Source organism: Kitasatospora sp. NPDC048296 (genome assembly GCF_043201815.1).
Classification (GTDB): Bacteria; Actinomycetota; Actinomycetes; order Streptomycetales; family Streptomycetaceae; genus Kitasatospora.
Genome location: NZ_JBICZB010000039.1, coordinates 4,963 through 29,123 on the forward strand (window position 1 = coordinate 4,963; position 24,161 = coordinate 29,123).

Below are 24,161 nucleotides of genomic sequence, written 5' to 3' on the forward strand. Positions count from 1 at the left end.
CCGCGCCGGGGGGGGGCCCCCGCCCGGCCCCCCTGGGGGCCCCCCCCCGTCCTGGGCATGCTTGCCCCCCCCGGCCCCCCCCCCCCCCCCCCCCCCCCCCCGCCCCCACCCTCCTCCCTCACGCCATCGCTGGCACCCGGCGCACAGACCGCCGCCCGGCAGCACCTCGGGCGCCCGCGCTGCATCAAGCCCTACGGATGCACTATTCATGGTAGGCTTTTACTTGTCAGGCCGGGTGGCTCTCGGTCTGACATCGAACCCAGAACATGGCACTCCAGGAGGCCCCGTGTCGCTCGCTGACGCCACCCGCTACATCCTCACCGACGCCACCGAGGGCGACCTCGACCGCATGATCACGGCCATCCGGGACCGCCGCGACGCACTGGCGAAGATCCGCGCCGCCGCCGTCACCACCGGCAGCACCGTCACCACCCGCAACCTCAAGCCGAAGTACCTCATCGGCCTGAGCGGCACCGTGGCCGCGATCGATGGGAACCGGGCGGACCTCGACCTCGACGAGGCCTCCACCGACTCGCTGCGCTGGGCCCGCCAGACCAGGTTCCCGGTGCCCGCCAACGCCAAGTCCTCCGGGTGCACGGCGTTCCGCTGACCTGCTTCACCGTCACCGACTGACCCACCACCACACCACAAGGAGCCCCCATGGGTATGGGCCCCACCGCCCGCCTCGTATACGGCTACGCACTCGGCGGCGACGGCGACGGCTGGAAGGTGAACCAGCTCGACAGCTACGGAGCCCTCTCCGTCGACTGGTTCAACAGCGAGGACAAGGACTTCGCAGAGGCCGCGACGACACGGCTACTCGCCTCCATTGTCGGCTTCACCGAGACCGACTGGCAGATCGAGGGCTACTTCGGCCGCAAGCAGGACGCCGAGGACCTCCTCGGGATCGAGATCGTCGTGAACGGCTCCTGCGAGTACCCGCGCTACTGCCTCGCCATGAAGGTCTGCTCGGTCGAGTGGGGCGAGACCGAAGCCTTCGACTTCGTCGCCCTCACCGCCCAGGCCGCCTCCGAAGGCTGGAGCGACAGGCTCCGCAAGGCCATGGACACACTCGGCCTGACCACCGACCAGAGCAGATCCCCACAGTGGATCCTCACCGCCTACTACGGCTGACTCGCCCGATCCATCACGCCACCTCCCGGCGGCCGCTAGTCCCCACCCATGGGGGCCCGGCCGCCGGCGCCAGGTAGTCCCGCCGCAGCACCTCGCACCAGCGACAGCCCGCGCCCAGCACATCGAGCACCCGGGAGACCCGTGCACACTTTCACCGAGCACCAGCTCACCGCGCTGCACACCAGCGCCCATCTGCTGCCCGCCGACCCGAGCTGCCCCCAGAGCATGCCCGTCCTCGCGGCCGCCGGCTTCCGCATCGGCTTCCAGGTCCAGGAGGACGGCACCGTCTGGATCGGCGTCGACGCCGAGCAGGCCGACGCCGCCCTGAGCACCACCGACGGACGCCTGCGCGGAGTCGAGGTGGACGTGCCCGGCTGCGCCCGGATCCGGCGCCGGTCCGGCCCCGGCATCTGGGCCAGGGCCTGGCGGCGCCTGCGCGGCCTGCGCCGGGTCCGCACCACCATGGCGGACCGCCTCTTCCGGATGCAGGACACCGCTCTGGAGCAGCTGATCCAGGAGGCGCACTCCGAGCTGCACCGCCGTGCGGTGCTCGCCCTCGCCCAGTACGTGGGCGAGGTGTGCGCGGAGCGCGGCTGGCCCGCCCCCGCCGAGGTGCGCAGCGCCAGCGTCTACGACGACTACGACAGCAAGACCGAGTGGTCGCCGAACGGGGTGGTGGTCATCGGCGTCGACAGGAGTCGGCGCGAGGTCGATTTCGGGCGTCGTGAGGTGGGCGAGAGCTTCGCGACGGAGATGGTCCGCGCCTACCTGGCGGAGGCCACCGAGCACCAGGAGCCGCCCTTCGACGCCGAGCTGGTCGTCACCCTGCTGCCGTCGCCGGCCTTCCATCTCGACCGCTACCGCTACTGACCGGCCGGGGCGCCTCCAGGGGTGCCCCGGTCGCACCAGCGCCGAGGCCCGGCCTCCTGGGTCCACCCGGAGGCCGGGTCCCCTTTCGTCAACGGCCGGGCGGTCGGCGACCCGGTGTCGCGGCGGGGCGCTGCCCGGCCGGCCGCCGGGCTGACGCCTCGTCCGGGGTGCACCAACCCCCTTTCGGTGCACTTTCCATGGTATTCTTTTTCTTGTCCGGCCGGGTGGCTCCCGGAAGGCATCGAACCTCGCGTAAGGACAGAGCACCGCACCATGACCATCACCGCTCCTGAGAACGTCACCGTGGAGACCCGCACCGCCGACGGCCTGCTGTACCGCAGCATCGGCGAACTGCACTACCTCGACCCCCGCAAGCTCGTCCTCGACGAGTACAACGTCCGCACCGAGGACATCGACCCCGACGAAGCACTATTGGAGTCGGTGGCGACGGGCATCGACAACGCCCTGCTCGTCCGCCCCTTCCTGGACGGCACCTACGGGGTCGTGGCGGGCCAGCGGCGCATGCTCAGCGCCCAGGCCGCCGCTCAGAAGTGCATCGACGAGGGCCGCGAGCGCGACATCCTCGCCGTGCCGTGCATGGTGCGCGCGGACCTGATCGGCCAGTCCGCCGAGGTCATCGCCGCCGCCGTCGCGAAGTCGCTCCAGGAGAACCTGCTCCGCCGGGCGATGACGTCCGCCGACGTGGCCAGCGCCGCCGAGCAGCTCGACCTGCTGGGACTGTCCGACGAGGAGCTCAGGAAGGCCGCCACGACGGCCGGTCTGACGGTCGAGCAGGTCAAGCAGGCCAGCCGGGCGACCTCCCTGCCCAAGGAGGTCAAGCAGAAGGCCGCGCAGCACGAGTTCGACCTGGAGGAGCTGATCGCCCTCGCGGAGGTCGAGGACGTTCCCGGCGCGGTCGAGGATCTGGCCAGGGCCCGCGCGAAGGACGCCGAGTCCGGCTCCGCCGACAAGGGCAACTGGCAGCACGCCATGCAGGAACTCCTGAGCGAGAAGGCGGCTATCGCCGCGAAGGAGGCGGCCCGTGCGCTGTGGACTGGTCAGGGGCTCGTCGAGGTTCCCCGCCGGAGCTGGTACGAGCAGCCTGGCATCACGGACCGGCTCCTGCGCGACCTGGTCGACGCGAACGGCGAGCCGATCGACCCCGAGAAGCACAGCGCCGAGTGCCCCGGCAAGGCCTTCGTCTTCGAGTGGTCGGACGAGGTGGTGTTCGCGTGCGCCGACTGGCGGGCCAACAAGCACAAGCGGGCCGACCTGGCCCGCAAGGCGAAGGCGGAAGGTCCCAGCCCGGTCGAGGTCGGGAAGAAGAACAAGGCCGAGGCCGACGCCCGCATTGTGCGCGCGCGGTTCGTGAAGAAGCTCGTCACGGAGAAGCTGTCGGACCGCGCCCTGGCCCTGGCCATGCAGGTGGTCACGGAGATGCCGTCCTGGTACGCGGACGCGGTCTCCCCGGGCAACGCCAAGCTGATCGCCGCGTACTTCGACGAGCCGTGCCCGGAGATCAACTGGAAGACCCCCCGGGGCTTCTTCAACGCCCTGAACGCCCGCCTGCGCCGCAACCGGCGGATGTTCAACGCCGTGTTCGCACAGGTCGCCATGGCCTTCGAACTCCACTTGAGCCGCAAGAAGCACTGGGCGGTGGCGGACGGCTGGACGGCCGCCTGGCTGCTCTTCCTCAAAGCCGAGGGCTACACCCTGGCCGCGATCGAGAAGGAGATGGTCGCGGCCGTCGAGAAGAAGGAGAAGGCCGAGGCCAAGGCGGCCAAGTCCCGACCCGGTTCCGCACCCCAGCCCCAGGAGCCCGAGCAGCCGAAGAGTCCCGACGCCGAGGACGACCAGGACGACGAGACCCGGGATGACGAGGTCGCGCCGGAGACCGGCGCCCAGCCCGAGCAGGAGGTCGGCCCGGCGGAGGCCGTGCAGGACCAGGAGCCGGACGGCCAGGAGGAGAGCTCGAACGAGGGGGAGCCGCAGGCGTAGGGCGCGGCGGGCGGGGTGGGGCGCGGAGCGCTCCACCCCGGCCTGGCCGGTGCGGCGGCCGGCGGAGACGAGCTTCCCGGGAAAGCAGAACGGCGCTGCCCTTGCGGGTCCCTTGCGGGAGGGGGCTAACCCAGCGCCGTTCCAATCGAACCCCTGACACGAAAGGACCGACCGAAGTCGCTCACCATGCATCAAGAGATACCTAGACCTTAGCGCACGCAAGGGGTGCGGGACACCATGCCCAGGCACCGGCCGGCCAGTGCCCTCTCTTCAGGGCCGGGAGGCCGGACAGTACGATTCCGTCAAGGATGCTCTTTCCATGGTATGCATTCTCTTGTCATTTCGGGTGGCTCCCGGATGACATCGAACCGCACACACGCAAAGGGGCACCCCGTGAACGAGCAGCCGCAGGACTTCCAGGGCGACGAGAACGAGCCCGCAGCCCCCCACACCGACCTCCCCGGACAGCGCCCCCCGCATGCGATGCCCAGCAGCGAGCCCCGGATCCCGGGCCAGCGCCGGGACACCGGCGCCGAGGACTGACCTCACAGACCAGCAACCGGCCGGGCGGCGACAACCGCCCGGCCGGCCCACCACACCGGGTTCCGAGCAGCAGCTCCCCGCACCGCCGCCCCCAGCGGCGCAGCACCACCCCGCCGACCTCCGGCAATTCCCCCCTTCAAGGAAGCTGATGACCAGCAACACGATCACCCCCGGCCCGGTGCCGGACCTCGCCGACTACGACATCATCTGCGGCAACCTCTCGTACGGCGCGGACTCCCGCGCGATGCAGCACGTGCTGATGGAGGCCGCCCGGGCGGCCGGAGTCGCCGACCGGGTCTGGACGTTCCACGCCACCCTGGGCCCGATGGAATGGCCGTCGGTCACCGTGCGCGGCCGCCGGCATGCCAGCGTCGCCGAGCTGGCGGCCCGGCAGAGCCGCGAGTCCGGGGTTCCGCGTTCGCGGCACCTGGAGCTCGCGAAAATGCGCGACGACGGCGCCGGCGGCCAGGAGCCGTACGACCTGCTGACCTACACCGCGCTGTACGGGCGCTTCATGCGGCTCAACACTCGTTACTGCACGAAGGGCTTCAAGGAGCAGCTGGAGGAGACCTCGCACACTCCGGAGGTCCGGCGGCTGCGGCCGTTGCTGGGCCGGCCGGTGCGGGTGCTCAAGGTGCTGGGGCTGCGCGGCGAGGAGTCGGCCAGCCGGGCGCAGCGCCCGGCCTATCGCACCGTCAAGTCGAACACGTCGCGGCACGTGGACGAGTGGTTGCCGGCGAAGGCGTGGACGAAGGCGCAGGTGCGCGAACTCCATGCGGAGCAGGGCTACGAGTGGCACTGGTGCTACGACTCGGAGCCGGGGGCCTGTGACTGGCTGGGGTCGAGCCGGTGCTCGTGTTCCAGCTGCTTCCTGGCGAGCCGGCGCGACAGTCTGCTGGGCGTGTTGCGGCGGCCTCGGATCGCCGAGGCGACCGCCCTGGTCGAGCAGGTCCGCGGGGACAGCTTCCGGCCCGACATCAGCATGGCGGAGCTGATCGCGTTGTCGAGGGAGCCCGGCGCCCCGAGGCCCGGCGTGGTGATCGAGGACGAGGGCCCCGACTTCGCGCGGATGATGAAGCGGCTTCGCTGGGCCTTGAAGCAGGAGCCGCGGCGGCTTCCCGAGCTCGCGCTGTCCGCCCCGCCCCGCGCCCTGCTGCCGGTGATCACTCTTTGACCGACTGGTCGGCGGCCCCGACGGGAGCTGCCCTGACGGGCCGCCAGACCCTCACTCCATGCACTTTTCATGGTAGTCTTTTCAATGTCATTCGGGTGGCTCCCGGATGCCGATCGAACCTCGCACAGGCAAGGAGGCAGCCATGCCCACTCCCACCACCAGCACGGTGCACCCGGCCCAGAAGCAGCGGGACACCTCGAACGACCTGCTGGTCCTGCACCTGCGGATCTCCGAGCGCAAGGGCGCAGTCGCCGAGCTGACCATGTCCGTGCCCACACCGCACCTCGACGCCATCGGCTGGGAGCTGGCGCACCTGGCGGCCTACGTCGGCCACCTGCACAGCTCCGGCCAGGACCCGACCGGCGAGGGCGCCTACGAGTTCCTGCGCGCGCGCACTCCCTGGGCCTGGTATCCGTGGCAGCCGCTGCACGACACCCGGGTGACCTGCCAGCTCGACGTCCTGCTCGGCCCGCTGGACGAGACCGGCTGGCCCGCCGAGTCGCTGGTGGTGCTGGAGTCCGAGGACGGCAAGTGGGGGTTCTCCCGCAAGCGGCTGCGCCCCGGCGCAGCGGCTGCCGTGGGCATCGCGCTGGAGGAGATCGAGGGCGCGCACTCCCACCTGTGTTCGCGGGCGGCACGTGACGACGAGGCGGAGACCGCGCAGCGGCGCGACGAGGCGGACGCGCTGCTGACCGAGGTTCGGGCGGTCCACGGGCAGTTGAAGGGGAGGATCAACAGCGAAGGGGCCCGCAGGGCGCGAGCGGCCCTGCACGTTCCGCCCGGCCACGAGCCCGGCACGTCCAGGTTCGAGCAGCTCGACCCCGTGCCGGAGCGCCTGGAGACCTTCACCGGCCGGATCGCACAGATCGACTCGCGCACCAACGCCGACACAGGGGAGACCGTAGTCCTGTTCGCCGTCGAGCACGACCAGGGCCGCGCCGGGACAAGTGGTGTGGAGCTGCCTGCACAGCTGCGCTGCACCTTGCGGGGCGAGGCGGCGTCAGCTGCGGCCGACGATCTGTCGGTAGGCCGCCGCGTGGTCGTCGCGGGTCGGCTGGAGATGCAGATCTACCGCTCCAAGGAGCAGCCGGTCCCCCGCAGCCTGGTGACCTTCAAGGTCCGGGGGGTGAGCCTCGATCTTGCCGCCTAGCGGCCGTTCGCGCAGCCGGGCGGAGCTGTTTCAGCACCGCCCGGCCTTGGGCCGCGGTGTGGGCTCGGGCCTTGAGATCGCCTCGCGCCCGGCCGGCGCCGGCATGCCGCGACAGGGCGCCCTCGTGGCTTCCCTCCCGTCCGGATGCCGCACGGTCGCCGGAGCCGGCGGCCCGGCCGGCGTGACGTCCGGCGACGCGCCGCGCATACCGGGGTGGACACCAAACTTGTTTCAATGCTGGATTCATGGTATACATAATCCTGTCACTACGGGCGGTCGCCCGAAACTCAACCCAGTCCTTCAGGAGGACACCCATGATCATGATCGGACGCCGGGTCATCGACCGCGAGGACCTGGCAGACAAAGCCGGCTGGAACGTCAACTCGCTGCGCAACAAGGGCGCCTTCAAGCAGCTCGACAGAGTGGCCGGCGGCCAGGGGGCCAAGGAGCTCTACGACCTGGAGCAGGCCGAGGTGCTCGCCCGCAACTTTCAGAAGCTGAAGGGCAAGAGGAAGGCTCCCGAGCCGGGGACGCTGGAGACCATTCCGAGCCTGCCGGACTACAGCACCTACACCGAGTACGAGTTGCGCGGCCTGATCCGCAGCTGGCTCGAAGCGGAGGCCGACGACGGCACGATCGTCGACCTGGAGGCCGACGAGCTCGACTCCATGACCCAGCAGGACCTCCAGGACTGGGTCAGCGGTCACGAGCTCCTCACCCTGACGGAGGCACGGATGGCGGTGCCGAAGGACCGCCGGCCGACTCCCAAGACCTGGGAGTCCTACTACGCCAGGACCAAGGTCACCAGCCTGCCGGACCCGGACCGCACCTTCTACGGCGTGGACTTCTGGTTCCGGGCGACGATCGAGCGCTGGAACGAGGAGCGCAAGGAGCGCGGGTACAACGCCGGCTTCCACCGCCCGGCCGGCAGCAAGAGCAGCAGCTGGACGCCTCGCTCCGAGGCCATGCGCAAGGCGGTCGCCTTGAGCGAGGAACGGCGCACGCAGGTGATCGCCCTGTACGAGCAGAACCAGGACATGACGGTCGCCGAGATCGCGGACGCTGTCGGGATCCACGTGCGCACCGCGTTCCGCTACCTTCAGGAGGTCGCCGGCCCCGGCTCCTCCGACGGGGAGGCGTCGACGAGCCTGCGCGACGCGGTCCGCGAGCTGGCGGAGGCCAACCCGGGCATCAGTGGCGCCGAGGTCGCCCGGCGCCTGGGCATCGGGCACAGCACGGCCAACCGGCACCTCAACGAGCTGGGCCGCCAGGACGCCCGTCCCGAGGACAAGGCCAGCGAGCGACGGGCCCAGGCCGCGAAGCTCCTCCAGGAGAACCCGGACCTCACCGACGAGGACCTGGCCGAGCACCTCGGGGTGACGCCCGAGACCGCGGCCGCCTACCGGCGGGACCCGAACGAGCCGACCGGACCGACCAAGCGCCAGGAGGCGCAGGAGCGGCTGGAGCGCACGAAGAAGCTGCTGAAGAAGAACCCGGACCTCACGGCGGACGAGCTGGCGGCGGTGCTGGGGCTCACCCCGATCACGGCCGGCAAGTACCTGCGCGAGGCATCGGCACCGCAGCAGCCGTAGGTTGGTGGCCTTGTCTGCGCAGGTCAGAGGTGCGCAGCGAGGATTCCTTGGAGACCTTCGGGATTCCTTGGCGGCGCGATGCGACGCCTTGGCGGAAACCTTGGTGGCGGGCGTTACGGACTCGTCCCCGTGGACGCCGTGGCCACCAAGGGTTCCGCCAAGGTTCGCGGGGTTGAGTGGCGTGTTCCGCCGGCAACTCCCGAAGAGGATCTTGGTGAACCCGACCTCCGCTCCCAGCTCCCTGGCCTACATGGCCCTGGCGGCGCTCTACCAGCACCGCTCCGCGACCACCACCCAGCTGCACCAGATGCTCTGCCCCGACAAGGACATCAGCTACGTCCGCCACCAGCTGCGGATGCTGCGCAAGGACGAGCTGGTGGAGTCGGTGACGCTGCGCCAGCCGCGCCGGGCGCTGCTGCATTACCTCACCGACAGGGGCCGCGCAGTGGCGGCCGAGATGCCCGAGGTCAGCGACCGCACCAGCCCGCTCCAGAACCTGGCCGACGTCGCGGCGCGGATGCTGCTCCCGCACTCCCAGGCAGTACTGGCCACCCACCTCGCCTTCCTGGCGGACGCCCGCCGGCGGGGCGACGACTACGGCCCGCTCGACTGGGCGCCTGAGACGATGCACCGCCTGTCGGAGCGCAGGACCGATGCGGTGCGGGCGGACGCGCTCATGCGCTACACGGCCAACCGGGCGGACGGGCGGGTGCACCTGCGGGCCTTCGTCGAGGTCGACCGCGCGACGTACGGCAGCGAGAAGCTGACCGGCAAGCTGACCGCGTACGCCCGTTTCTGGCAGCTGCGGCCCTTCCAGGGCGGCGGGCGGCGGCCCACGATCGAGAGCAGCCAGGCCGAGCCGGTGTGGACCGAGTACTACCGCAAGTTCCCCCGGCTGCTGTTCGTCTTCGCCGGCGGTTCCCGGACCACCATGCTCAACCGCATCGAGGACCTTCAGGCCGCGGCGGGCGGCAGCCGCCGGGTCGTCGAGATGCTCCAGGAGGTGAAGGCCGGCGCCGCGCTGCTGGAGGAGATCTCCCCTACCGAGGACCGGCCCGACCTCAGCCCGTCGGCGCCCGCCTGGGTGTCGCTCACCGACCCCGGCCGGCCTGCCTGCGGCTGGATGGACCTGTGACACCGTCAACCGAACCGCCATCACCCCTGGAGGAACCCCGTGCCCCTGGCCGTGCTGATCGACCCCGACGGCAGCGTGGAGACCATCGCCCTGCCCGACGACCGCGCGACCCGCGACCGCTCGATCGTCACCCGGCTGTCCGGTACGCCTGAGCCTGCCTACTACCACCGCCGGGCCCTGATGCACATCCACGGCTCCGGGCAGAACCAACGGCTTGCCGACAACCTGATCGCCACCACCGCCTGTGTCTGGCGCGGTCTGGACATCACCTCCGGCGGCGGCTACTTCCTGCCCGGCCGGGTCATCATCACCTCCCCCGACGGGACGTCGGACCTCGCGCAGGACCTGGTCGAGGACGTCCACGCGGTGGCGGCCGCCGTCCGGCTGTTGCTCTCCCGGGGCCCTGCCCCGTGGAGCGAAGTCCTGCGGGCTGCCCGCGGTGCCCGGGACGACGCCGGGCACCGGGGTTCCACCTGAACCTCGGCGGCCAGGGCCGGGACGCCGCGCGACCCCGACCGGACCCTTCGCCCCCGCCACATGCCGATGCCCTCCCCACTCGGGGAGGGCATCGGCATATCCGCACCGGACAGGGCCGGAGGCCCCGCCCTGGGCCAGGCCTCCGGCGGCGAGCCGGCGAAGGCCTGACCTGGGCTCAGCGCGCGAGCGCCCGGTGAAGATCGCTCAAGCAGTCGGGGCACATCGGCAGCGGCGGTGGCGTTCCGCGGCCCGGCCGCCCGCAGACCCCTGCTCCGAATCCATCCGGCCCGGGCGCCTGACACCGCCAGGTCACCGGCCCGGCGCTGCCTTCATCCTCCCGGGAGGCCGGCTCGCGGTTCCCGGAGCCCTCACCCGCGGTGTCCAGGTCGGGGGTCTGCTCCTCCAGGTGGTGGCGGGCCCGGTCGGCCGCCCGCTCCGCCGCCCGCAGTCCGCAGGCCCGGCACTCCTCACCCGAGCCGAGCAGAAGCCCGCGCTCGCAGTCCGCCATCTCGCAGTCCTGCCGGCTCAGGATGGTGGCCAGGTAGCCGACAGGGCCGCGGATCTCGCCCTTGGCGATCCGCTCGGGCACGCCGGCCTTCCACCAGCCCGCATCGATCCGGGCGAGCGCGTGGTCGGTCGTGCGGCCGGCCGACAGCAGGTCCCGGACCGCCCGGCGCAGCGGGGGCACCCGCAGGGCAGGGTGCTTGCTCACGCCGAGGGCGTCGATGGCCGCGAAGACAACCTCTTCTCCGGGGACGGGGCGCGAGGGTGTGGTGCGGATGGTCTTGGTGCGGGGCTTCTTGGTCCGGTCGTCGGCGGAGCCGACCTGGGCGGCCGGCTTGGCGGCGCGGGCCGCGCGCGGCTCGCGCGCCTTACCACCTGTAGAAGCCCTTCGGGCGTCCGGGAGGGGCTCGCCGCGACGGTTCTCACTACTTCTCTTAATGATGTCCGCGTGGTGGGTAGACCCCTGTCCGGCTGGTGGGTAGACCCCCATCCGCGTGGTGGGTAGACCCCCCATGTCCGGCTGGTGGGTAGACCCCCCGGTGAACTGGGCGATCTCCCGTTCTTCCCGGGCAGCGGCGCGGGCCCGCCACAGCCGGCCGTCCAGGAGGGCGTAGCTGGAGGCGAGGCGGCCGCCGCCTTCGAGCTTGGGAGCGTACTGGTCCTTCATCAGGAGGACGCCGTCGGCGCGCAGCTGGGCGAGGGCGTCGGTGACGGCGGTTCGGCCCAGGCCGGTGCAGGCCATGAGTTCGCGGATGGTCGGCGGGCGTTCGGTGACGGCGCGGCTGTTCAGGTTCACGAAGGTGGCGATGGCGGCGTAGACGCTCTTGTAGTTCGGGGAGCGGCCGCCGAAGGTCACGATGCGGGCGTCGAGCTTGATGAAGTCGATGCCGGGGGTGCGCAGGACTCGGGGGACCGGCCGGCCGTCGGCGCCGAGCAAGGGGAGGGTGGGCGCCGGGTTGGCGGCGCGTTCCAGGACCTGGCGGGCCCAGCGCTCGCGGTCGACGAGTCGGTAGAGGTTGGCATCGGCGGCGCCCGGGTGGTTGGGGTCCTGCTGGGGCGTCACGATCAGGACCTCGCGCTGGACCAGGTCGTCGGCGGCGCGGTCGAAGGTGTTGGCGCTGCGGCCCATGCATGCGGCGATCGTCTTGCGGTAGGGCAGCAGGGCCTGGCGGACCTCGCGGGACCAGCCGGCCACGGCCTCGGCGGTGAGCGTGACGTGGTGCTCCATGTCGGCGAAGGCGGCCAGGGCCATGTAGGCGGCCCTGCTGGTCGAGGGGCAGGAGGGGTCGCGGGCGATCCGGACGTCGAACTCGATGTAGTCCAGGCCGTTGCACGCGAGGGTGCCGTCCGCCCCGGTGGACAGCCACGTGAGGAGGTCGGTCACCGGGTGGCTCCGGCGGTGCGGTAGACGCTGGTCACGTCGCCGTCGCGGACCACGGTGTAGGGGCTGCCCTTGGGGAAGAGGACGGTGCCGAAGAGGTCGGCGCTGCCGTGGGGGTCCATCGTCGGGCCGTAGTGGTCGAGGTTGGCGATCGCGGTGCGGGTGATCTCTGCCAGCAGTTCCCAGGCCCACCGGGTGTAGGGGTGCTCCTCGCCGAAGGTCAGCAGGCAGTCGTCGATGAGGTCGGAGATCCAGATCCGCGCGATGATCGTGCGTCCCTCGCCGAGGGCCGCACGTGCTGCGACGTACTCGTTGCGGTACCACTGCGGAGGCACCGGCGGGTGCTCGGGCCGCGGGAGTACGGGTGCGGGAGCCGACGGCTCGGGACCGTGCCCGGGTTCCGGCTGCTCCGGGCGCGCACGGTGACCTGGGCGCGGCAGGCGGTCGAGGCCGACGAGGGCGATCGGGAGGAGGACGGCCCCGAGGGCGAGCAGCAGGTCGAGGTCGAGGTGCGGCGGCATCGTGGGGCTCCTGGGGTCGCGCGGGTTCGATGCCAGAGGTAATCCCGCGACCGTTGGTGCACTCCTTGGTGCTGAGGGCTCGTGAGGTAACGGCTCTACAACTGTGCTGATCAAGGAATCGCGGCGGACCTTGGTGGCCGTCGACGGTGACCTGTGACAGCGAAGTTGGACCGATTGCCACCGAAGTTGGACCAACGGCCGTTTGTGACAGTGAAGATGGATCGCCGCAGATCAAGAGGGCCAGCCCTCTGCGGCGGCCCGGACCAGGAAGGGCGTCCGCCTCGGGGAGTTGACGCGGGCGACGGCCGCCGCTTACTGACTTCGGCCTGTCAGGGTGTTTCTTCTTGAAGTCCCTGTGCCCGAAATATCGTCACTCGTTCGAGTTGGTCGTTGAATTCTCGCTGGCATCTTCAAAGTCACGCGCCGACGATCGTGGCCATGACCATTTCACGGAAGCTATTGCCGCCCCTTGGCTGCGCCCTCGCCCTCAGCCTCACCGGCCCCGCAGCGTGGGCCGCTCCCGCCGATGAACCCACCCACGGCCACAAGGTGATCACCGCCTCCGCAAGCTCAGAGAAATGGACTTCGCCCTCCGGGGTCAAGGAAATCACCGTCTACGTCTGGGGCGGAGGCAGCGGGGGCGGCGGCGGAGCCTCCGGGGCCGGAGGCGGAGGCGGCGAAGGCAACAAGTTCAGGTCGTCGGGTAGGGACGACCCGGGCGCTGGGGGCGCGGGCGGCGCCGGGGGCGGCGCAGCGGGCGGCGGAGGAAGCGGCGGCTACATGGTCTGCCACTTCACCGCCACCAACAACAAACCGATCACCCTCACCCTCAAGGCCGGCGCCGCCGGACACGGTGGGGCCGGCGGCGCACAGGCACACGGCGGCGCAGGCGGCACCAATGTCGTTGGCGGCGACGGCAAGACCGGCCGGCACGGCAACGATGGCCAGGACGGTGCGCCCAGCGGGTCCAAGGTGAGCCTGAATATCGCTCTCGTGGGCGGCCCTTGGGAGGAAGTGCAGGGCGAGGTCAGCGGAGCCGGTGTGGGGCAGCGTGGCCGCTCCGGAACAGGCGGCAGCGGCGGCAGCGAGGGCGGCGCAGCCGGCGGGACCGCCTCCACGCTCCAGGCCGACGGCGGCAAGGGCGCCGTGGTGTACCCGATCCACCCGACGTGCGACGACAAGGCCAACGTCAAGGGAGCCGATGGCAGCCCGGGCAGCCTGGGCACTAATGCCGTCGCCCACAACGGCACCGACAGGGTGGGTACCTACGGCGGCAGGCATGGCGTCGGCGGCTCAGGAGCCCCGGTGACGGCGCCGACCCAAGCCAGTCTTCCCGGCGGCGATACCTACACCGTCCCGGTGGGCACCGGGGCCGGCGGCCGAGGCGGTGACGGAACGGTCGGCGCCCGAGGCGGCTCCGGCGGCGTCGATGCGGGCCAGGGCGGCAGCAAGGCCGGATACACCAGCAACGCGGCGGACGCTGGCCAGAACGGCGGCGGCGGACTGATCGTCGTCGCCTGGTAACACCGCCGATGCACGACACCGAGCCGCACCCGTGTCCGCACGGGTGCGGCGTCGCTCGCACCACACATACCTGCCGACTTCGGCTTCTCAAGGCAGCGTCGAGTCGCCGAGGGCGATTCCGGTGCCAGTGACGCAACCAGCGAGGATTTCGGGCCGGTACTGGAGAATCTTCGGTGAGGTGAGCCAGCCGCCGTCCGCTTCCGGGGCGCTTGCGGAGACGGACGGATCGCGGGCGTCACGGGCGGGCGAACGGGGTGTGCCGGTCCTGCCGTTGTGGCGGAGCCGGCACACGGTCGCGGCCAGGTTGTTCTATGGGTACTGGAGGTCGATGACCCGGTAGAAGGCGTGGCCGGTGTCGGCGACCTCCCACACCGCGAGCAGGATCTGGTGGCCGGGTGCACGGTTCACCTGCTCATTCGGTCCTCGTGCCGCCGGTGCTGCCGATTCTCCTTCGCCGGCCTGTGGCGTTGACCGGTGCGGCGTCGTCCTGGTCGAGGTGGTGCTTGCTGGTCCTCTTGACCTGTGGCGATCCATCTTCACTGTCACAAACGGCCATTGGTCCAACTTCAGTGGCAATCGGTCCAACTTCGCTGTCACAGGACAGACGGCCCCCGGCCGGGCGGGCCGGCGGCCCTTGCGCAACGGCGGTCGGCTCTGCGCATGCGCAAGGTCCGGGGCGTTGCGCATGCGCAGAGCGGAGCCCGCGCAGCCAGCCGGATGATCTTGCGCAAGGGAGCGGGCGCCAGAGCCGGCCGCGGTCTGGTGGCAACGCCTCGCTCACCCCCGTCCGGCCGCCAGTCCGCCGGCCGCCCTTCCCCGGGGGTGGGCCGTCGTGCCGCAACGGGGTGGTCCTAGCCGGACCGCCGGAGCCCTCCCCTCGGGTCCGCCGCTCCGCCGGCCCACCGTCCCGAAGGAACGCCACCAAGGTCCGGACAGCCTGCCGGGCAGGGCACCAAGGTTGGCGGGCCCGGCGCCCGCCCCATCACCAAGGTTCAGTACCGGGCCCGGGAGCCAGCCACCAATGTTGGTGGCCGCCGCCCGGGCCGCCACCAAGGAATCCCGCGGCGAGGCCCCCGGCCACCAAGGTTTCGCGCGGGCCCCGGCACGGCCTCACCAAGGTTGGCGCAGATCTGCCCTGACGGCCCACCAAGGTATCCGCCCGGGCCACCAAGGATTCCTTGGATGCCTACAAAGCCGCAGGTCAAAGCATTGGTGACGGCCGTTGTGCAGGTGTTACCGCACGGGCGTCGCCCACCAAGGTTTTCACCAAACGTCGCGGGGTTTCCTCGGTCGCAGCTGATCCGCTGACGACCTCTTAGGAGCCTTTCGTGAGTCCTCTGTCCACCCGGCGCGACCGAGCGCCGGACTCCTCCCCGATCGCCGGCGGGGGTGAACTCCGCCGGGCCCGGGCCCGCACGCTGGTCCTGCGCGCCGGTATCTGGACGGCGCTGGCCTGCGCCCCGCTGGCCCTGGCGGTGGCCCTCGTCGCCACCACCGCCACCGGCGCCACGGCGCCAGCGGCCGCGGCCGCCCCGTCGGTGATCGCGCCCCCGACCGGCTATGCCGAGTCGTTCGTCGACCTGTGGCTGCGCAGCTCGGCCGACAGCTCCACCTCCGATGCGCTGCGCATCCTGGCCCCAGGCGTCGACCTGCCGAAGCCGAAGACCTCTGCGCAGGTGGCGGTCGACAAGGTGGTCGCCGTGCGCAGCCAGCCGATGGGCGGGCGCACCTGGCTGGTGACCGTGGCGGCCACGGTCACCGTTCCGCCGGCCGCTGCGCAGAGCAGTGCGCAGCCCTCTGCGCAAGGCGTTGCGCAGCCTTCTGCGCAGAGTTCGGCGACGTCGGCGGGCGTTGCGCAGAGCGGCTCGGTGGGCGTGCGCTACTTCGCGGTCCAGGTGTCGATGACCCGGGCTCCGGGGTCGGGCGGCGCGCCGGACGCGTTCGCCGTCACCGCCGCCCCCGCCCAGGTTGCTGCTCCCGCCTCGCTGTCGGACCCCGACCCGGCGGTGCCGGCCTACGGGTCGCAGGTGGGCGACGGGCCGCTGCGGGACACGGTGGCCGGCTACCTGTCCGCGTACCTGACCGGGGTGGGCGACAGCTCCCGCTACCTGTCGCCGGGCGCGAGGATCCCCGCGCCGGGGTCGGCCTACACGAAGGTCACCCTCCAGACGCTCTCGGCGACCGGCACGGTCCCGGTGGCGCCGGCCGACGGGACGGTGCTGGAGGCGCAGGCGGTCGTTCAGGCGGAGGACGCGAACGGCCTGTGGCCGCTGAGCTATCCGCTGCGGCTGACGGCCCGGGCCGGGCGGTGGGAGGTCTCCGCGGTCGCCCCGCTTCCCCTCTCCCCCGCTTCTTCTTCCTCTTCTTCCTCGACCGGTGCGAGCGGCATGCCGTCGCCGGTCCCCTCTCCCACGAACGGAGCGCGGTGATGATGCAGCTTGCCGGCCCCTTGCAGAACTTCGGCAACTCCTGGGCCTCGACCCTGATGGGGTGGGTCGCCAGCGGGCTGATGATCGGTCTGACGGCGATCGTGATCACCCACGCCGTCCGAAAGATGAGCATCAAGGCCGCGATCGGCGGCGCGATCGGGCTGGTGATCTGCTGGTCCCTGTTCGCCAACCGCATCGCGTTCTCCGACATGTTCAAGACCGAGGTGCAGGAGAACAAGCCGGCCAGCACCGCGCCGATCCAGGGTGCTGGCGAGCTGCCGCGTGAGGTGCCCACCGGCGCGTTCACCGGCCAGCTGGGCAAGCCGGGCCTGCTGTGAGCAGCGCCGCGCGTCCCCGGATCGGCCGCTCCTACACCAAGGCCCGCAGGCACCCGTGGGTGCTCGGCAAGATCGGCGATTGGAGGATCCCCCTCGGGCCGTACACGCCGCCGCAGCTGGTGGTGGCGGCGGTCGGGGCGGTCGCGCTGATCAAGACGGCGACCTGGTGGGCGCCGTACCTGGGCCCGCTGCCGGTGGCGGCGTGGGCGGTGGCGGTCTGGGCCGCGCGGCACTCACGGATCGCGGGCCGCAGCCCGTTCCTCGTCGCGGCGGACGCCCTGTCGCTGGTGGTCTCCCCCCGCAACGGGCAGATCGGCGGGCGCGCGGTGCGCCCGGCCCGTCCGGTGCTGCTGGCCCGTGGGGGCTTCACCTTCGAGGACGGCGTCGCCGATGACGACTTCGCCGCGGCCGACGACCTGGCCGACGTGCCGGAGGCGGACGAGCGGCCGGTGCCCCTCCTCAGTCTCTTCGAGCCGCGCGAACCGGTCCCGGCTCCTCCTTCCCAACCCGCCGTTCCGCGGCCCGCCGCTCCTCAGCCGGCTGCCGCCCGGGCCGCGGGCCCGGCACTCACCCCGCTCCAGCAGATGCTCGCGGCCGCCGCCGTCATCACCGCCCAGAAGGGAGACCCGACGTGAGGGTCGCAATCCGCCACATCTCCGGCCACCTGCTGTGGTCCACCACCGGCACCGTCTGGGCCGTCTGGCGCGTGACGCCGATCGGTTCCCGCTACGCCTCCGACCTTGAGCGCCAGGACGTGCTGCGCCGGGTCACCTCCCTCGTGCGCTCGCTGTCCGGCACCGTCCGCCTCTACAGCCTGTGCGCCCGGGTCGAGCCCCGCGAGGTCGCCGAGCGGATCGCCGCCGACGTCGACCTGGAGGCGAACCCCGGCACCCGGGAGAGCGCGGCGGCCGCCGCCTTCATGCTGGAGGACTTTCCGATGCACCGGCGCACCCTGTGGCTGGCGCTGCCGCTCCAGGCACCCGGCCGGGCGGCCCAGCTGACCCAGGCCAGCGGCTCCTTGTGGGCGTCCTTCGGCGAGCAGGCCGGTCTTCCGGCCGCCCCGGTGCCGGTGAGCGAGGTGCAGCTGTTCCGTGGGGTGGCCCGTCAGGTCGAGGCCGGCTTCGGCGGCGGGCTCCAGATCCGCCCGGCCCGGGCGGCCGAGATCGTGTGGATGCATCAGCACGCCGTCCACCGCGGGCAGAAGGAGCCGCTCCTCACGGAGGCGGAGAACGGCCGCCGCTGGGAGGGGAAGATCGTCGGCGCGCACCTGCGCAGCCCCGGCTACGCGAGCCTGGGTCAGGCCCGGCTGCTGGAGGGCGGCCAGGAGGCCGGTGCCCGCCGGGAGGAGCCGCAGGGCCTGCGCAGCTGGTTCTCCTCGCGGTTCGACGGTGGCGCCCTGTCCAAGCTGTGGCTCCAGGTGGAGACGGAAGAAGGGGTCGGCTACCAGGCCGGCCTTGCTCTGGAGGAGATCCCCGAGGCCGTCGCCGAGGGTTCGGCCGACATCCTCGCGCAGCTGGAGCTGCTGGAATACCCGGTCGACGCCGTCGTCGACCTGACCTTGGTGGACAGCGCGAAGGCGAAGCGGGCGATCGCCAAGAAGAAGGCGGAGCTGTCCGACCAGGCGGACCAGTGGGCCGCGCACCCGACCGGCACGCCGGACAGCCTGTACGGGGCGGCGGAGATCCTGGGCGAGCAGGAGGCGCGTCTGGGGCGCACCAGCGTCGAGCTGGAGGTGCAGTCCCGCACGGTGTTCACGGTGTGGGGGCGTACGGCCCAGGAGTGCGACGACTGGGCCCGGGACCTGAAGGCGCGTCTGGGCGGGGCGGACTACCGGGCGATCCGCCCGCGCGGCGGCCAGGTGAGGTTGTTCCAGTTCGGCCTGCCAGGCGCGGCGCCAGCGCTGCGGGCGCGCGAGTGCACCCAGTTCCAACTCAGCGAGGACTGGGCTATGACCGGCCCGCTGACGGTCGGTGAGGTCGGGGACGAGACGGGCCCGATGATCGGCCGGTCGCTGGACGCGCAGACGGTGCGCCCGGTCTTCCTCGATCTGGCATCCGCTCCGGCGGCCAACATCGCGGCCTCGCTGGCGGTGCTCGGGGACCTGGGGTCCGGGAAGTCGGTGCTGCTGAAGAAGATCACGACGGACCTGATCGACCGCGGTCACCGGGCCATCGTGATCGACCGAACCAACCACCGCGAGTACGCCCACCACGCCCGTGCGACCGCGCCGGGCCGCCACCAGGTCATCGACGCCGCCGACGCCGAGATCAGCATCGACCCGCTGCGGGTGCTGCCGTCCGCCCAGGGGGAGGCGGCGGCCCTCTCCTACCTGCTCCTCCAGACGCAGATGGAGGCGATGTCGCCGGGCGGCGCGGTGCTGAGCCGGGCCGTCAAGGCGGCGGCCGCGGCGGCGCGCCCGCACATGGGCCTGGTCCTGGAGGAGTTGCGGCAGATCGCGACCGAGGGCGGCAACCGCGGCGAGGCCGCCGCCGACGTCCTGGACCTGCTGGCGACGGTCGCCGACCAGCGGCTGGCCCGCATGGTCTTCGACCCTGCGCTGCCCGCGCTGTCGATGTCCTCGCTGACCGCCGACCTGGTGGTCTTCACCACCAACGGACTGACGCTCCCTCCGAAGGAGGCGCTCGGCCGGCCCGAGGTGCTGCGTACCCAGCCGCTGGAGGCCCTGATCGGCCGCGCCGTGCTCTACCTCATCGCCGCGATCAGCAGGCACATCGCCTTCTCCGACCGTTCGCAGTTCGCGGCCGTGATCTTCGACGAGGTGTACTGGCTGACCTCCTCCGCCGAGGGAAGCGCGCTGATCAACGAGCTCGCGCACGACGGGCGCAAGCACAACGCCGGCTTCGCCGCCGGTGGCCACGACGCCCTCGACCTGGGCGACGAGACGATCCGCGGCCTGATCGTGCAGCGGATCCTCGCCCGCACCACCGACGACGCGATGGCCCGCCGGGGCCTTGAGTTCCTGGGCCTGCCCGGCGACGACGAGGAGCTGATCCAGCTCGTCACCGGCCTGTCGCCGCACGGCCACGTCAACCGGGCCGGGGAGATGCTCCTGCGCGACACCCGCGGCCGGATCGGCCGGATCCAGGTGATCATCCCCAACCTCCCGAAGTACGACGCGATCTTCACCACCCCCGTCACCAAGCGCCAGGCCGCCGGCCAGGCCGAGCAGCCGAAGAAGGTGGCACTGCGATGACCCGCCTCCCCATCCCGAAGAAGCTGAGCCGGCTCGCCGCCCGGCTCGCGCCCAAGGCCCGCGCGGCCGGGAGCCGCTGGCGCAAGATCCGCTCGATCGCGGCCATGTACTGGCCGGGCCGGCGCACCGTGCTGCTCACCCTCGGCATGACCTACCTGTTCCTGGCCGCCGGCGAGCAGGCGGCCTTCGCCGCCGACAACGAGCGCGGCGGGATTCTGGCGCCGCTCAACGTGATGAGCAGCGAGGGCGCGCCGCTCGACAACTACGACCTGAAGTCGGACCCGGGCGGCACCACCGACATCCGCAGCCACGTGTGCAACCTGCTGATCGGCGGCGGGTTCGCCCTCGTGCGGCTCGCCGTGGGTCTCATGTGCTGGATCGTCGGGTGGATCTGGAACTTCCCGATCGTCAGCACCCTCATCGACACCGCTCACGTGATCAACTACAAGCTGTACGTGGTCACCGCCAACGACCTGAACCTGTACGACCTGTTCCTGGCAGGCGGGGTCGCGTTCGGGGCGCTGCTGATCATGCGCGGGAAGGTCGGCCGCGGCGCCGGCGAGATGGCGATCACTCTGCTCCTGTCGGCGACGGTCATGCTGCCGATGTTCACCCCGCGGGCGATCCTCGGCGAGCAGGGCCCGCTCGTGCAGGCACAGCAGGCAGCCCACGAGGCCGGCCAGATCGTGACCAACGTCAACGGCCCTGATCCGGGGTGCACGTCGGACAAGGACAAGGACGACCCGTCGTGCCCGATGCGCATGATGTTGACCCGCACGCTGGTGGTGCAGCCGTTCGAGCTGCTCCAGTACGGGCAGATCCCGGCCAAGGACAGCTGGCTGGCCGACGTGCACAACCGCTACATCCACGGCCAGCTGAACCGCAAGGGCAACTGCGACGACGTGATCGACCTGCCGGGTAAGGACGCGATCTGCGACCACGGCAGCGCCGGCTACGCAGCACTCAAGGACGAGCTGAAGGACAAGCACGGCCAGGAGGGCAAGGACGTCTACAACTACGCGGTCAACTCCGACTGGGACAAGGTCGGCGGCGTGGCCCTGATACTGCTGGCCGTCCTGATCGTGGCGATCGTCGTGTTGGGCATGGCCCTGGTGCACATCGGCACCCAGTTCGCCGACGTCGTCGCCGCCTCCCTCTCCGCCCCTGCCGGGGTCTGGGCGATGCTGCCAGGCGGCAACCGCGCCGCCTTGTGGAAATGGATCGGCGTGTTCCTGACCAGCGTGGTCACCGAGCTCGCCGTTTCGATGATGCTGCCCCTGTTCACCCTCGGCGCCAACGGGATCCTCACCAACTCGGCGAACACCGTGATGATCCAGCGCCTGCTGATCCTGGACGGCTTCGCCGTCGTCGTCCTGGTCTTCCACCGACGGATCTTCGCCGCCGCCGGGCAGCTCGGGGACCGCTTCGCCAACCGCATGAGGTTCGCGAAGATCGGCGGCACGCTGTTCATGGGCGAGAACACCGGCCTGGGCCTGGCCATGTCGCAGGCCATGGGCAACCTGTCGCCCGGCGCGGGCGGCTACTCGGGAGGGCGCAGCGGCGGCATCGCGGGCTTGGGCCTGTTCGGCGGAGGCGGAGGGGGCGTCTCGTCGGCGCTGATGCGCAAGGCCCGCATCGGGGAAGGCCTGGCCGCGCTCGCCGACCCGGGCCTGGGCAGGATGAGCGCCGGGGTGATGGCCGCGGGTGCGGCCGGAGAGGTCCGTCGGGGCATGGCGGCGTTGGCGCTGCCCGTCCGGGCCGCGCACCAGCTGGTGGTCGGTAATCCGCTGCCGCCGCACAAGCTGGCCCGCCGCATGAAGCCGGTGGGAACGAAGGGGCCGCTCGGTGGCGAGCTCCCGTACACGAGCGGGCCGCACGCCGGCCAGCACGGGCCTGGCGGTCAGGGCGGCCCGGGCCGCGGCGGGACGACGGCCGGACGCCACGTCATGATGCCCAAGGACGGAACCACTCCGATCGGCCACGCCCTGCACAACCGGCTGCTCAACACGAGGGCCGGCCGGATGGCGATCCTGGCCGGCAAGGCGGGCAAGTTCGGGTGGGACGTCACGGCCGGGGCGCCGGCCACCGCCACCAGGCTCCACCGCAAGGGCGGGGTCCTGCTGAACCACGCCGGCCAGCAGTGGCGGCACTACTCCGCCGTCGGCAAGGCCTGGTGGAAGGACGAGAAGCAGGGCTTCCGCGCGGTCGCCAACGGCACGAAGGAGACCTACAACACCGTCAAGGGCGCGGCCCGCCACCAGTACATGCAGGCCGCCGTGATGGGCCAGACCTACGGGCCCAAGCTGATCAACGGCGTCCGCAGCGCCTACGACAACACCCGTCTCGCCTACGACGCCACGATCGGATCGGTCGCCGACACCAGCGGTCCGCTGCCTTCCCGGGCGGGCACCGCGGCGCACGGCGAGGTGTGGGAGCACGCCCGCGACCGCGGCCCCGAGTACCCCTTCTACGAGACCGAGCCGAGCGTGTCGGCCCTGGGCGGTGACAGTCTGCGTGACGACGGCCGGGTCATCGTGCGCCCCGACGACGTGGACAACGGCCCAGCCGACCTGTGGTCGGCGCTCGGCCCAGGAGTGGTGCCCACGCCGCAGCCGCTGGCCGTGGTCGAGGACGAGCCCGGCATGCTCGTCGACCGCTCGACCGGCGAGATCCGGCCCGCTACGCCTGTTGACCGCCTCCGGACGTTCGACGAGGAATTGCTCGCGGATCCCAACGTGACCTCCTATGGGCCCAGTCCCACGGAGTCGGGCTGGCATTGGACGAAGCCGGGCAGCACGCCCGAGCCCGGGGAACCCGCGCGGATCGACCGGACGAGCGGCGAGATCCGGCCCACGCCCTCGGCGGCCGAGCCGGACCCGGCGATGGACCCCTCGGTGCTGCGCCGGGTGAGCCCGCAGTTCCGCGACCCGGGCCGCGACCTGCTGGAGGCGATGCGGATGCGCCGTCACCTCGACGGCCGCGCGGGCGGCGGGAGCGTCCCGGACGACGGCTTCGACGGGGAGCCCGAGCTGTGAAGCTGGTAAAGGCCTTCCGCAGGCTCGGGTGCCTGGGCGCCCTGATGGTGGTCGCCGTGCCGGCCCTGACCGTCATCTCCATGTTCGGTGGCGAGGATCCCGGCTCCAGCAAGCCGGTGGGCGCGGTCAGCGACATCCCCGCCCGCATGATGCAGGCCTACGTGCGCGCCGCCGGGGCGATGGCGCAGATGGCCCCTTCCTGCAAGGGCATGACCTGGCAGCTGCTGGCCGGCATAGGCAAGGTCGAGAGCGGCCACGCCTCCGGGCACCAGATCGACGCCTCGGGCGTGGTCACCCCTCCGATCATCGGCCCGATCCTGGACGGGTCCGGGGCCGGAGGCAACACGACTGCCGTCAAGGACACCGACGGCGGCCGGTGGGACGGCAATAGCCAGTACGACGCCGCCGTCGGCCCGATGCAGTTCCTGCCGTCCACGTTCGCGGGCTACGCCGCGAAGGTGCGCCCGGACGGCAGCGCGAACCCGAACAACGCGGACGACGAAACCATGGCCGCGGCCTTGTACCTGTGCGGGAACGGCCGGGACCTGACGGACACCGGGCAGCTGCGCAGCGCGATCTACTCCTACAACGCCTCCCAGGCGTACGTGGACGAGGTGATCCGCTGGATGACCCAGTACACGCAGCTGGGCGGCGCCCAGCCCCCGACGGGCGATGCCTCCGACCAGGTCCAGACCGTCATCAACGCGGCGCGCAGCCAGATCGGCGTCCCCTACTCCTGGGGCGGAGGCGACGCCACCGGCCCGACCACCGGGGTCTGCTGTACCAAGGGCGGCCAGGACGGCCGCACGGTGAAGGGCTTCGACTGCTCGGGCCTGATGGTCTACGTCTTCTCGAAAGTCGGGGTGAACCTGCCCCGCCTGGCGGCCGACCAGGCCGGCGTCGGCCAGCGGATCCCGGCATCGGCCGGAGTCGGCGCATTGAAGCCCGGCGACATGGTGTTCTTCAGCAATCCCGCTGAGGGCATCTACCACGTCGGCCTCTACATAGGCGGCGGCCAAATGCTAAATGCCCCAAAACCGGGCGATTCGGTCAAACAGGCAGCGGTCTGGAACTACGACTTCGCGGGCGGCGCCCGTGTCCTCAAGTGAGAGAAATCATCTGAAATGACATCAAATCGCCCG

19 protein-coding genes are annotated in these 24,161 nt (G+C 71.5%); 17 read left to right on the forward strand and 2 right to left on the reverse strand.

Going from position 1 to position 24,161, the window contains the following annotated elements; genetic code table 11:
- Nucleotides 1-286: 286 nt before the first annotated feature.
- The 10 genes from ACGF12_RS22590 to ACGF12_RS22635 all read left to right on the forward strand — a co-directional run bounded on the left by ACGF12_RS22590 (nt 287) and on the right by ACGF12_RS22635 (nt 10,073).
- Nucleotides 287-610 carry a hypothetical protein gene (locus tag ACGF12_RS22590; RefSeq protein WP_393032837.1) on the forward strand — a complete coding sequence of 108 codons (324 nt, stop codon included), beginning with the start codon at nt 287-289 and terminating at the stop codon, nt 608-610.
- A gap of 50 nt (nt 611-660) precedes the next feature.
- Nucleotides 661-1,134: a hypothetical protein gene (locus ACGF12_RS22595; protein ID WP_393032840.1), complete on the forward strand. Its 474-nt coding sequence runs from the start codon at nt 661-663 to the stop codon at nt 1,132-1,134.
- Between the two features lie 141 nt (nt 1,135-1,275).
- On the forward strand, nt 1,276-2,004 hold the full coding sequence (locus ACGF12_RS22600; protein WP_393032843.1) for a hypothetical protein: 729 nt from the start codon (nt 1,276-1,278) through the stop codon (nt 2,002-2,004).
- 273 nt (nt 2,005-2,277) lie between these two features.
- Nucleotides 2,278-4,002 carry a hypothetical protein gene (locus tag ACGF12_RS22605; protein WP_393032846.1) on the forward strand — a complete coding sequence of 575 codons (1,725 nt, stop codon included), beginning with the start codon at nt 2,278-2,280 and terminating at the stop codon, nt 4,000-4,002.
- 393 nt (nt 4,003-4,395) lie between these two features.
- The gene (locus tag ACGF12_RS22610; RefSeq protein WP_393032849.1) at nt 4,396-4,545 is read left to right on the forward strand and encodes a hypothetical protein; all 150 of its coding nucleotides are present in this window, start codon (nt 4,396-4,398) and stop codon (nt 4,543-4,545) included.
- A 148-nt stretch (nt 4,546-4,693) separates the two neighbouring features.
- Nucleotides 4,694-5,719 (forward strand): phosphoadenosine phosphosulfate reductase, encoded by a 1,026-nt coding sequence (locus tag ACGF12_RS22615; protein ID WP_393032852.1) that lies wholly within the window; start codon nt 4,694-4,696, stop codon nt 5,717-5,719.
- Nucleotides 5,720-5,861: 142 nt separating this feature from the next.
- A complete protein-coding gene (locus ACGF12_RS22620; protein ID WP_393032855.1) occupies nt 5,862-6,869 on the forward strand; it encodes a hypothetical protein in 1,008 nt (335 codons plus the stop codon).
- Nucleotides 6,870-7,183: 314 nt separating this feature from the next.
- Complete coding sequence (locus ACGF12_RS22625) at nt 7,184-8,461, forward strand: winged helix-turn-helix transcriptional regulator (protein WP_393032858.1); 1,278 nt, start codon at nt 7,184-7,186, stop codon at nt 8,459-8,461.
- Nucleotides 8,462-8,675: 214 nt separating this feature from the next.
- A complete protein-coding gene (locus tag ACGF12_RS22630; RefSeq protein ID WP_393032861.1) occupies nt 8,676-9,596 on the forward strand; it encodes a replication-relaxation family protein in 921 nt (306 codons plus the stop codon).
- Between the two features lie 39 nt (nt 9,597-9,635).
- Entirely contained in the window at nt 9,636-10,073 is a 438-nt protein-coding gene (locus tag ACGF12_RS22635) for a hypothetical protein (protein ID WP_393032865.1), read from the forward strand.
- A gap of 175 nt (nt 10,074-10,248) precedes the next feature.
- On the opposite strand, the gene ACGF12_RS22640 is transcribed toward ACGF12_RS22635, so the two are convergent.
- Nucleotides 10,249-11,961, reverse strand: coding sequence for a hypothetical protein (locus ACGF12_RS22640; RefSeq protein ID WP_393032868.1), 1,713 nt, complete (start codon nt 11,959-11,961; stop codon nt 10,249-10,251).
- Nucleotides 11,958-12,479, reverse strand: a complete 522-nt coding sequence (locus ACGF12_RS22645; protein ID WP_393032871.1) for a hypothetical protein — start codon at nt 12,477-12,479, stop codon at nt 11,958-11,960. The genes ACGF12_RS22640 and ACGF12_RS22645 overlap by 4 nt, the downstream gene beginning before the upstream one ends.
- A gap of 780 nt (nt 12,480-13,259) precedes the next feature.
- On the opposite strand from ACGF12_RS22645, the gene ACGF12_RS22650 reads away from it, so the two are divergent.
- The 7 genes from ACGF12_RS22650 (at nt 13,260) to ACGF12_RS22680 (ending at nt 24,128) form a co-directional block, all read left to right on the forward strand.
- Nucleotides 13,260-14,003: a hypothetical protein gene (locus tag ACGF12_RS22650; RefSeq protein WP_393032874.1), complete on the forward strand. Its 744-nt coding sequence runs from the start codon at nt 13,260-13,262 to the stop codon at nt 14,001-14,003.
- A gap of 1,328 nt (nt 14,004-15,331) precedes the next feature.
- Nucleotides 15,332-16,432 carry a hypothetical protein gene (locus ACGF12_RS22655; RefSeq protein WP_393032877.1) on the forward strand — a complete coding sequence of 367 codons (1,101 nt, stop codon included), beginning with the start codon at nt 15,332-15,334 and terminating at the stop codon, nt 16,430-16,432.
- On the forward strand, nt 16,432-16,770 hold the full coding sequence (locus tag ACGF12_RS22660) for a hypothetical protein (RefSeq protein WP_393032880.1): 339 nt from the start codon (nt 16,432-16,434) through the stop codon (nt 16,768-16,770). The genes ACGF12_RS22655 and ACGF12_RS22660 overlap by 1 nt, the downstream gene beginning before the upstream one ends.
- Nucleotides 16,767-17,405: a hypothetical protein gene (locus ACGF12_RS22665; RefSeq protein WP_393032883.1), complete on the forward strand. Its 639-nt coding sequence runs from the start codon at nt 16,767-16,769 to the stop codon at nt 17,403-17,405. Before ACGF12_RS22660 ends, ACGF12_RS22665 begins: the two co-directional genes overlap by 4 nt.
- A complete protein-coding gene (locus ACGF12_RS22670; protein WP_393032885.1) occupies nt 17,402-19,984 on the forward strand; it encodes an ATP-binding protein in 2,583 nt (860 codons plus the stop codon). Before ACGF12_RS22665 ends, ACGF12_RS22670 begins: the two co-directional genes overlap by 4 nt.
- Nucleotides 19,981-23,019: a hypothetical protein gene (locus ACGF12_RS22675; RefSeq protein ID WP_393032888.1), complete on the forward strand. Its 3,039-nt coding sequence runs from the start codon at nt 19,981-19,983 to the stop codon at nt 23,017-23,019. Before ACGF12_RS22670 ends, ACGF12_RS22675 begins: the two co-directional genes overlap by 4 nt.
- Nucleotides 23,016-24,128 carry an NlpC/P60 family protein gene (locus ACGF12_RS22680; RefSeq protein WP_393032891.1) on the forward strand — a complete coding sequence of 371 codons (1,113 nt, stop codon included), beginning with the start codon at nt 23,016-23,018 and terminating at the stop codon, nt 24,126-24,128. Before ACGF12_RS22675 ends, ACGF12_RS22680 begins: the two co-directional genes overlap by 4 nt.
- Nucleotides 24,129-24,161: the final 33 nt, after the last annotated feature.

Coding starts and splice junctions, on each gene's coding strand:
- ACGF12_RS22595 (WP_393032840.1), top strand. CDS start 661: ATGGGTATGGGCCCCACCGCCCGCCTCGTATACGGCTACGCACTCGGC.
- ACGF12_RS22605 (WP_393032846.1), top strand. CDS start 2,278: ATGACCATCACCGCTCCTGAGAACGTCACCGTGGAGACCCGCACCGCC.
- ACGF12_RS22615 (WP_393032852.1), top strand. CDS start 4,694: ATGACCAGCAACACGATCACCCCCGGCCCGGTGCCGGACCTCGCCGAC.
- ACGF12_RS22620 (WP_393032855.1), top strand. CDS start 5,862: ATGCCCACTCCCACCACCAGCACGGTGCACCCGGCCCAGAAGCAGCGG.
- ACGF12_RS22625 (WP_393032858.1), top strand. CDS start 7,184: ATGATCATGATCGGACGCCGGGTCATCGACCGCGAGGACCTGGCAGAC.
- ACGF12_RS22645 (WP_393032871.1), bottom strand. CDS start 12,479: ATGCCGCCGCACCTCGACCTCGACCTGCTGCTCGCCCTCGGGGCCGTC.
- ACGF12_RS22650 (WP_393032874.1), top strand. CDS start 13,260: ATGGTCTGCCACTTCACCGCCACCAACAACAAACCGATCACCCTCACC.
- ACGF12_RS22660 (WP_393032880.1), top strand. CDS start 16,432: ATGATGCAGCTTGCCGGCCCCTTGCAGAACTTCGGCAACTCCTGGGCC.
- ACGF12_RS22675 (WP_393032888.1), top strand. CDS start 19,981: ATGACCCGCCTCCCCATCCCGAAGAAGCTGAGCCGGCTCGCCGCCCGG.